At 56.9% G+C, this 2,582-nt stretch carries 3 protein-coding genes and 1 pseudogene; 2 read left to right on the top strand and 2 right to left on the bottom strand.

All coding sequences use genetic code 11. The annotated features are described in order from the left end of the window. Together ACYVG7_RS10645 and ACYVG7_RS10640 are read right to left on the bottom strand one after the other, a co-directional pair. Nucleotides 1–350 (bottom strand): hypothetical protein (locus tag ACYVG7_RS10645; protein ID WP_460883088.1); only part of this gene is annotated, 350 nt, incomplete at its 3' end. Nucleotides 351–656: 306 nt separating this feature from the next. Continuing rightward, a complete protein-coding gene (locus ACYVG7_RS10640) occupies nucleotides 657–1,172 on the bottom strand; it encodes a DUF1543 domain-containing protein (RefSeq protein WP_460883087.1) in 516 nt (171 codons plus the stop codon). A gap of 332 nt (nucleotides 1,173–1,504) precedes the next feature. Here ACYVG7_RS10640 and ACYVG7_RS10635 point away from each other — a divergent pair, with 332 nt between their 5' ends. Beyond that, nucleotides 1,505–2,134, top strand: coding sequence for a SprT family zinc-dependent metalloprotease (locus tag ACYVG7_RS10635; protein ID WP_460883086.1), 630 nt, complete (start codon nucleotides 1,505–1,507; stop codon nucleotides 2,132–2,134). A gap of 190 nt (nucleotides 2,135–2,324) precedes the next feature. Next, nucleotides 2,325–2,582, top strand: a pseudogene (locus ACYVG7_RS10630) (hypothetical protein); the annotation flags it as partial.

Here is a 2,582-nt window from a genome sequence, read left to right as displayed (position 1 = left end):
TATGAATGCTCATGCTTTTTTGAAATTGAACCTTGTTTCTGGCCATGATTTAACCCTCCAGAACAGAACCATTTAAGTGTAGTTCTGAAGGGCTGAATCATGGTGGTAATCAGGAAGATGAATGTGTGCGGGCGAAAGTAAATGTGCAGAATAATAATGACGTCGTGAATTGCAGTAATGCCGAGAATCAACATAAAGATGAATGCGTGCGGGCGAAAGTAAATGTGCAGAATAATAACGTCGTGGATTGCAGCAATGCGGCGAATCAACATAAAGATGAATGCGTGCGCGCGAAAGTAAATGTACAGAATAATAACGTCGTGGATTGCAGCAATGCGGCGAATCAACATAAAGATGAATGCGTGCAGGCCAAAATAAATACCAGCCAGCGGAGCCCGGTATTAAATTGCCGGAATGCGGAAAATAGCAACAAGGAGGAGTGTCTACGTATCAAAAGCCATCATCCTCGCCAGTCATCATAAAGCGCTGATGCTGGCACGACATCGGTGGCGCGCCCATCATGAGCCCCTGCTCGGCAGTGCATCGACAGCCAGCGCCACGACGCCTTCCGTACCCGCATCCTGAGCTGATCCGCCCCGTATCCAGCCCCTTATCGAGGATAGAGAGCTGGATCCGGGGCGGAGCGCCATCCAGCGCTAGCTGGTTTTGCGACCTATGGGCCTATAGCCCTGCCACAGGATCGGATCCGGCTGGCCATGGGGATTGGGTTCGAGATGAATATGGAAGCCCTGCAACTGGTCGAGCAGCAGCTGGTTATCCACGTCCTTGAGATTGTCCTTGTGCTGCTGGGTCGAGCCCACCAGCAAGGAGGCCAGCGCCTGTTGCTTGGCAGCGGCGGCATCGGGGGCGACAAACAGCCCGAAGTCATGTAACTCCGCCAGGGTATTGGGGCTGTAGCCACCCACATTGACGAAGTAGAGCTTCTGCGCCGCCGCCGAGCGTGTGGGCTGCAACTGCACATCATAGCCGCCGACCCAGCGCACGATTTGGTAGCCATCCAGGTGCAACTTGTCCGCATCGCCAAACCAGGCGGCCTGCAGATGGGGGATCGCCGCCTCCACGCTCTCGGCCACCACAAACTGGATATCATGGACTTCGATATTCGATTTTCCGGCATTGCCACCGACATAAAACAGATACAGCTCGGGCATCTCGCCTCCTTATCAGCACAGGACTTTTCATTGAGAGCAGGCGCCCGATAGTACGCCGGGGTGGTGCCGGGAGCCAAGAATTCCATGACGGGTCTTGCGGCCTGTCATCGGCCGGTAACATCTCCATGCGAGGCTGATTATGTTGATGCTGCAACCTTCATTTTGCCTACCCCGCTCTGCGGGGTTCTTTTTTTTCCGGCGCCGCGATTTTCCGCCCAGCCATTTTTCCGGCACCACGATTTTTCCCGCCCAGCGCTGCCGCGAGTTGCCAGCGTGGCGGCGGCATCGCATCATAGCCAGCACCTCCCTTCCTCTGGGTATCTGATAGTTCTATGAGTCTGTTCAAACGCCTGAGCGAGCGGCTCAGAGCTCCAGAGCCTGAGCCGGTGGCTCAGCCACAAGCACCCAAGCCACCGGCAGCTCAGCCCCGAAGGCGCAGCAGCGGCGTATCGCTGGATCCGCAGCTGATGGCGCGCTGCGAAGCAGCACTGAGCCAGCGGCTTGAGCAAGCCGAAAAGGCCTTGCAGCAGAGCTGGCCGCGTCCGCAACTCAGTTACACCCAGCGCGGCAAGGCGGCAGGCACCGCCCATCTGCAGCGCTGGGAAATCCGCCTGAATCCGGTGTTGCTGGTCGAGAACCAGGCGCTATTCCTGCACGAGGTGATCGCCCATGAGCTGGCCCATCTGCTGGTGTTTGCCCGCCATGGCCGGGTCGCGCCCCATGGCAGAGCCTGGCAGGCCATGATGCGGCAGGTGTTCGGCTTGGCGCCCCGTGTCACCCATCAGCTGGATATCAGCAGCTTGCAGGGGCCGCTGTTTGCCTATCAATGCGCCTGTCAGGAACACCGCCTGAGCCTGCGTCGGCATAACAAGGTGCAGCGCGGCCAGAGCCGCTACCTGTGCCGCCACTGTGGGCAACCACTCACCGAAGCCAGCCACTCATCACCTGCCACAAACGCCTAAAAAAGACTCTCATGAGTCAGACGCCGAACCCTGAACCAGTAATAACCGAAGCGACAGGCGCACAAAAAAGAAGCAAGATCCTTCCCTTTTGCGCCCATTAGGAGTCTTGTGTCGTTCTGACACCCCGAATTCTTCTTGTCATGAACCCGTGGCCAAGATCTCGATTTTGCCACGTCAAAAGGAGCTTATTGTGACCACTCCATCACCCTCGACAGCGCCGCGTTGTACCCTGTCGCTCCCCATATTAGTTCCCAGTTTATTGCTGATCGGTCTGCTACTGCTGACCTGCTCGCTCGCCCCCGAGGCAGCAGCCCGCTTCTTTGGCGCAGGCCAAAGCTGGATCACCCAGCACTTCAGCTGGTTCTATGTAAGCGCCGCTAAATCGACCTACTTGCCTTCGTTGTATTGCGCCACTTTTTTTGCAATGGGCTCCAGCGGGACGTTCCAG

Source organism: Pseudaeromonas pectinilytica, from assembly GCF_054780855.1.
Note: the sequence above shows the minus strand (reverse complement) of the source record. Positions and strands in the feature narration are given on the sequence as shown.

Bases quoted from the DNA above. Each gene is read 5' to 3' on its own strand.
- ACYVG7_RS10640 (WP_460883087.1), bottom strand. From the start codon at position 1,172: ATGCCCGAGCTGTATCTGTTTTATGTCGGTGGCAATGCCGGAAAATCG.
- ACYVG7_RS10635 (WP_460883086.1), top strand. From the start codon at position 1,505: ATGAGTCTGTTCAAACGCCTGAGCGAGCGGCTCAGAGCTCCAGAGCCT.